This is a genomic window from Ruegeria sp. TM1040 (genome assembly GCF_000014065.1).
Taxonomy (GTDB): domain Bacteria; phylum Pseudomonadota; class Alphaproteobacteria; order Rhodobacterales; family Rhodobacteraceae; genus Epibacterium.
This window is the reverse complement of sequence record NC_008043.1, coordinates 815,605-821,788: the sequence shown is the minus strand read 5'-3', so window position 1 is coordinate 821,788 and position 6,184 is coordinate 815,605. Positions and strand designations below refer to the sequence as shown.

Genomic DNA, 6,184 nt, shown 5'->3' with positions numbered 1-6,184 from the left:
TTCTCCAGAAGTTATTGGTCAGAAAACAAGTCTGCCGTTCAAATAATCCCGCGCCGCAGAGGACTGAGGATCGGAAAAGAAAGAGCGGGCGGGGCTGTGTTCGGCCACACGTCCGCCCTGTAGGAACACCACATCATCGGCGAGACGTTTGGCCTGCCCGATGTCGTGGGTCACAAAGATGATCCGGATTCCTTTGGCGCTGGCATCAAGGATCAGGTCTTCGATCGCTTTGACCGACGCGGGGTCGAGGCTGGCTGTGGCTTCATCAAGGAACAAGACTTCCGGTTCGCAGGCGAGGGCGCGCGCCAACGCCAAGCGCTGCGCTTCGCCGCCCGAGAGTCGGCGCGCAGGGTCTCGGGCCTTGTGAAGCAGGCCCACGTGCGCGAGCAACGCGTCCCGCGTCGTGCCGGATTTGCGGCGGGTCTTCAGGACAAAATCGACGTTTGCCGCCACCGACCGGCGCAGCAGCACAGGTTTTTGAAACACCATGGCCTGCCGTGCTGTCACTGCACTCGGAACTGTCCCGCCCCAGGTTATGTCTCCTGTCGAAGGTTCGATCAGGCCATGCAGCAATTTCAAAAGCATGCTTTTGCCAGCGCCATTGGGCCCCATGATAGCGGTGCAACCTTGCGGTGCGAGATCCAGATCCAGATCCTGCAGGATGGTCGTATCTCCGCATTGCAACACAAGGCCACGCACGCGCAGCGGCATAAGGTTTGGATCTTCGAGGACGCGGCGGGCGTCAGATGTAAAGCTCAGGGTGTCGATGCTAGACATAGGCTTGTCTCCGGGCGCTCATGCGCAGACCTTGCACGGCAGCGTTTACACCCAGCGCGATCACCAGAAGAACCACTCCCAGCGCCAGTGCGAGGGCGAGATCACCCTTGGAGGTTTCAAGCGCGATGGCGGTGGTCATGACACGGGTCAGGTGGTCGATGTTCCCGCCGACGATGATCACCGCGCCGACCTCTGCAACGGCCCTTCCGAACCCGGCGAGACCAACCGTCAGCAGCGAATAGCGCGCATCCCAGAGGAGCGCGGCCACCGCTTGCGCGCGGCTGAGACAGAGCGAGCGAAATTGCTCCGCATATTCCGCGTGGAGGTCCTCAATCACCTGCCGCGACAGCGCAGCGACAATAGGCGCAATTAGGATCGTCTGTGCGATGATCATGGCGGTGGGCGTATAAAGGAGGCCAAGAAACCCAAGCGGCCCCGAACGCGACAGATGCAGATAGACCAAGAGCCCGACCACAACAGGCGGCAGACCCATCAGCGCATTCATCAGCACCAGGCAGGCGCCCCGCCCCGGGAAGCGGCTGATCGCGACCAATGCGCCGATCGGCAACCCAATGAGGCACGCAAAGACGGTTGCGCTCAGGCTGACGCGCAAGGACAGGCCGACGATCTCAAACAGATCGGCGTCTCCGGACATCACCAGCGCCAATGCCAGCGATATGGCTTCTCCCATGCTTTGCAAAATTTCCGCCTTTTGCATTTCTTACAAACTAAACCCTAGGGAGGGTGCGCCACGTCTCGCAAGTGCGCTTCTGCATTTCCGAACAAATATGCGCATTTCTGGACAAAATTGCCTGCGTCCGAGTGCATAATTTCCAGAGCTGGGACAAATTGGCCCGCCATCCCAAGTGGCGCGTGGTGCGCTCAACCTTGATCGCCGTTTTAGGAAGAGTCGAAGCATGCCAAGACCGTTAAGGAGCAGACTGTTGCGGCGCCTCCGCCAAGAACGCGCTATAAGTGCATGATTTTTCGACGTTAGATTGATGCATGGCCGCATCACTTCGCGTGAGGTCGTTCAAATTTGATGAATTTTCTTAACCCTGCGCTTGAGAAAGCGCGAGACCCCGTGCAGAATTGGGGCAAAAATGAGGCAGAGCAGCCTGACGGAGTCGGGATGCTTCATACCGGGTCATTCCATAACAATCGGAAGACCCTTGGGTGAAGGGAATAGACAGTGCTTGCACGCATAACAAGCGCGGCAATTCGTGGGCTGTTGGTGGCACTCCTGATCGTGCTGCCATCATTGCTGTTGCCGGTGGCGGCAACGCAATCGCCCGAGATCGTCGCCTTTACTGCATTGCTTGCAGGCGGCCTGATCTTTGCGGAGTATTTCTCGAACTTTCCGAGTTTTCTCGAGTTCCGGGATGCGCCGCCGCTCAACCGTAGCCGGTTCTTCTTTGTCTCGCTTTGCATGATCCTGCTGAGCCTACTGGCCGGGCACCCGTTCCAGCCTACGGGCTTCTCCGCGCTGGTGCATAAATTTGCGTTCCTGGTCGGGGACGCGTTGGATTTTGCCTACTCGCCTGTGCATCTGGCCCGCCTGATGATGCCCGAACATGTGCCCCAATATACTGTGGATCTGGTGCGCGCGGCTGCGGGGCTCGCCTATCTTCTTTCGCTGATTTCGATCGCGTATTTTGCCTTTGTGATCCGATTGCGAAACTGGCCCCTTTCCTCAGGGGCCTTTAACGTCTGGGTCAATCTGCCCCTCTTTGACCCGACCACGGGTGGCGACGTGGTGACGCGCCTTCAGCGCGACGCAAAACTGCATATCGTGGCAGGAGTTCTACTGCCCTTCTTGCTGCCAGCTCTGGTACAGATGACCGCAAGCGTATTTGATCCCGCGCTTCTGGGCAGTCCGCAACTCTTGATCTGGTGCGTTACAGGGTGGGCCATGGTGCCCGCCAGCCTGATCACCCGTGGAATGGCGCGGCTGCGCGTCGCGGACCTGATTGAGCAAAAGCGCCGCAGCTTCAATCACGACAAGGACCTCCAAGTCGTATGAGCGCGCGGGCGGCATTTGCGTTGCTGCTCTGTCACTTGTTCTGGACGTCTGCTTCTGACGCAGGACCGCAGTCCGGCACCCTGCGCGTGGCCACTTTCAACACGGAATTGAGCCGAAAGGGCCCAGGATTGTTGCTGCGTGATCTGCGGCGGGGGGACGACCAGATCCGCGCTGTGGTTGGCACCATCGTCGAAGCTGGTGCTGATATTCTTGCGCTGCAGGGGGTTGATTGGGATTACGACTTGTACAGCCTGCGGGCGCTCCAGCACCGCCTGAAAGGCGCAGGTCAAGATTACCCATACGCCTTTGCAGTGCGCCCCAATTCGGGTCTGGCATCTGGGCTTGATCTGGATGGTGATGGGCGGCTTGCGGAACCAGAGGACTCCTGGGGTTGGGGGCAATTTACGGGGCAGGGTGGGATTGCCTTGCTGTCAAAGCACCCAATTGCAGCGTCCAAGGCCGTCAATTTGACTGACATGCTATGGAAAGATCTGCCGGGTCATCGCATGCCTGTCACGCTAGACGGAACGCTCTATCCGGATGCGGAGACGGCAGCGCGATTGCGGCTCTCATCGACAAATCACTGGGCGGTGCCGGTGACGTTGGAGAATGGGCAATTTCTGTGGATCTTGAGCTTTCATGCAGCGCCGCCGGTCTTTGACGGCGCAGAGGATCGAAATGGGCGGCGTAATGCTGATGAGATCCTCATTTGGACATATCTTTTGGACGGGACCCTCGACGCGCAGATTCCCGATCCCTTTGTCCTGATGGGGGATGCCAACAACGACCCGGAACGAGGTGAGGGCCAAAACGATGCGATCACCCGGCTGCTCCACCATCCGCGCCTGCAGGATGTCACCCCCTCTGACGAGGCGGGGCAGCATAGCGTAATCTGGGACAGCACGGGGCCTATGCGGGTGGATTACGTCCTGCCATCGGCAGGGCTTTCGGTCGCAGGGTCCGGCATCCTGCGCAGCAATGGCAGCCGTCACGGCCTGATTTGGGTAGATATCCGACGCTGAAAGCACCTGATGCGCAGTATAATTGCGCTGCGATTATTGACCATAGGACAGCAGCCCGCTACGCCCGTGGTCAACACGTCAAAGGAGTTTTTGAGATGTCCAACCCATCGATTCTGATTTTGCCCGGTGACGGCATCGGCCCCGAAGTGATGGCCGAGGTCAGAAAGGTCATTTCCTGGTTCGGCGCCAAGCGCGATATTCAGTTCGATGTGAGCGAAGATCTGGTTGGCGGCTCTGCCTATGACGCCCATGGCACGCCCCTGCATGACGATACCATGGCAAAGGCGCAAGAGGTGGACGCTGTGCTTCTCGGCGCGGTGGGTGGCCCGAAATACGACGCACTCGATTTCTCGGTAAAGCCCGAGCGCGGCCTTCTGCGCCTGCGCAAGGAAATGGATCTTTATTCCAACCTGCGTCCGGCCCAGTGCTTTGATGCGCTGGCGGATTTCTCCTCGCTCAAGAAGGACGTCGTGGCCGGGCTCGATATCATGATCGTGCGCGAACTGACCTCCGGGATCTACTTTGGCGAGCCGCGCGGCATCATCGAAGAAGGCAACGAGCGCGTTGGCATCAACACCCAGCGCTATACCGAATCCGAGATCGAGCGTGTTGCGCGTTCGGCGTTTGAACTGGCCATGCGTCGCGGCAAGAAACTCTGCTCGATGGAAAAAGCCAACGTGATGGAGAGCGGCATCCTGTGGCGCGAAGTTGTCACCGAGGTGAGCAAGGACTACCCCGAGGTGGAACTTTCGCACATGTACGCGGATGCCGGTGCCATGCAGCTCTGCCGCTGGCCCAAGCAGTTTGACGTGATTGTCACCGACAATCTCTTTGGCGATCTGCTTTCCGATGCTGCGGCCATGCTGACGGGATCCTTGGGCATGCTCCCCTCCGCGTCGCTTGGCGCGCCGATGGCCAATGGTCGCCCCAAGGCGCTTTATGAGCCCGTGCACGGCTCGGCCCCTGACATCGCCGGTCAGGGCAAGGCCAACCCGATTGCCTGCATCCTCTCTTTTGCCATGGCGCTGCGCTACAGCTTTGACATGGGCACCGAGGCGGACCGCCTTGAAGCGGCTGTCGAGAAAGTGCTCGCCGATGGCGTGCGCACCGCGGACCTTCTGGGCGAAGAGGGCGTGACCCCGGTCAGCACCTCCGAGATGGGCGATGCCGTGGTCGAGGCGCTCAACGCAAGCCTCTAAGGGGCGCCCAAATTTCATTCTGACAGGCCGGGGCATCAGCCTCGGCCTGTTGTTTTTTGCGATGTGAGGTCCAGCAGGCGCATGCACCCTCTTGCCAGCTCCCCCCTCTGGGCGTTAGCGCTAGAAATGAGGGCGGATCTATTGCCCGCATGACAAAACATTGGTGAATCTCCATGAACATGAAGGCAGCTTTTATGGCCTTGCTGGCCTATGGCATTTTCTCCACCCATGATGTTGTGGTGAAATTCATCAGCGCAGAGGTCTCCGCTTTTCAGATTGTCTTTTTCTCCAGCCTTCTGTCGTTTCCGCTTCTGACCTTGATGATCGTGAAGGACGCAACGCCGGGGACATTCCGCCCCAATCAGCCAGGCTGGGTGGCGCTGAGGTCGCTGATGATGGCGCTGATCCCGGGCTGCGCCTTTTATGCGTTTTCGGTGCTTCCGCTGGCGCAAACTTATGCGTTGCTGTTTGCAACGCCCTTTCTCATCACGCTTTTGTCCATCCCGATGCTGGGCGAAAAAGTCGGGTTGCCGCGGATGGCGGCGGTCATCGTTGGGTTTGCCGGCGTTCTTGTGGTCTTGCGCCCCGGCGGAACCGAACTCGGCCTAGGTCACGTCGCTGCGCTTTTGGCGGCTTTTGGCAATGCGTTTCAGTCCGTTATCCTGCGCAAGCTGCGACACACGGAGCGCCGCGTGGTCCTGATGCTGTTTCCGATCCTGACCACGGTTGTGATCATGGGTCTGACCATGCCCTTCGTCTATGTCCCCCTGAGCGGCACGCAGATGGGAGGTTTGGCGATCATTTCGGTGTTCGGCTTCTGCGCCACCTTGCTGCTGGTCTTTTCCTACTCCATCGGCGAGTCGGCGGTGGTCGCGCCAATGCAATATTCCCAAATCATTTGGGCCATCGTGTTTGGCGCTCTCCTCTTTGATGAGACCGTGGACCTTCTGACGATCCTCGGCGCGGGGATCATCATCGCAAGCGGCGTTTTCATCGTCATGAGAGAAGCCCGTGGCGGGCGATCCTCGACGACACCGGTGCTTCAGTCGCGTAGCCGGCCGATGCTCAGCAGCGGCTTTGGCCTTTCCAATCTGGCCAAAGCCAAATTCGATGAGAAAGGCTCTGAATAGGGCTTGCAAATGCGCAGGGCTGGGTATAATCCA

General features: G+C 59.1%; 6 protein-coding genes. 4 read left to right on the top strand and 2 right to left on the bottom strand.

Translation table 11 applies throughout. From position 1 onward, the window contains the following. Positions 1-18 precede the first annotated feature (18 nt). On the bottom strand, positions 19-777 hold the full coding sequence (locus TM1040_RS04295; protein WP_011537371.1) for an ATP-binding cassette domain-containing protein: 759 nt from the start codon (positions 775-777) through the stop codon (positions 19-21). Then, positions 770-1,477: an ABC transporter permease gene (locus tag TM1040_RS04290; RefSeq protein WP_044026594.1), complete on the bottom strand. Its 708-nt coding sequence runs from the start codon at positions 1,475-1,477 to the stop codon at positions 770-772. Before TM1040_RS04290 ends, TM1040_RS04295 begins: the two co-directional genes overlap by 8 nt. A 492-nt stretch (positions 1,478-1,969) precedes the next feature. Between TM1040_RS04290 and TM1040_RS04285 the strand changes: the two genes are divergently transcribed. The 4 genes from TM1040_RS04285 (at position 1,970) to TM1040_RS04270 (ending at position 6,151) form a co-directional block, all read left to right on the top strand. Continuing rightward, complete coding sequence (locus TM1040_RS04285; protein ID WP_011537369.1) at positions 1,970-2,800, top strand: hypothetical protein; 831 nt, start codon at positions 1,970-1,972, stop codon at positions 2,798-2,800. Further along, a complete protein-coding gene (locus tag TM1040_RS04280; protein WP_011537368.1) occupies positions 2,797-3,822 on the top strand; it encodes an endonuclease/exonuclease/phosphatase family protein in 1,026 nt (341 codons plus the stop codon). The genes TM1040_RS04285 and TM1040_RS04280 overlap by 4 nt, the downstream gene beginning before the upstream one ends. Before the next feature lie 95 nt (positions 3,823-3,917). After that, on the top strand, positions 3,918-5,021 hold the full coding sequence (leuB, locus tag TM1040_RS04275; RefSeq protein WP_011537367.1) for a 3-isopropylmalate dehydrogenase: 1,104 nt from the start codon (positions 3,918-3,920) through the stop codon (positions 5,019-5,021). 173 nt (positions 5,022-5,194) lie between these two features. Beyond that, positions 5,195-6,151 (top strand): DMT family transporter, encoded by a 957-nt coding sequence (locus TM1040_RS04270; protein WP_011537366.1) that lies wholly within the window; start codon positions 5,195-5,197, stop codon positions 6,149-6,151. Positions 6,152-6,184: the final 33 nt, after the last annotated feature.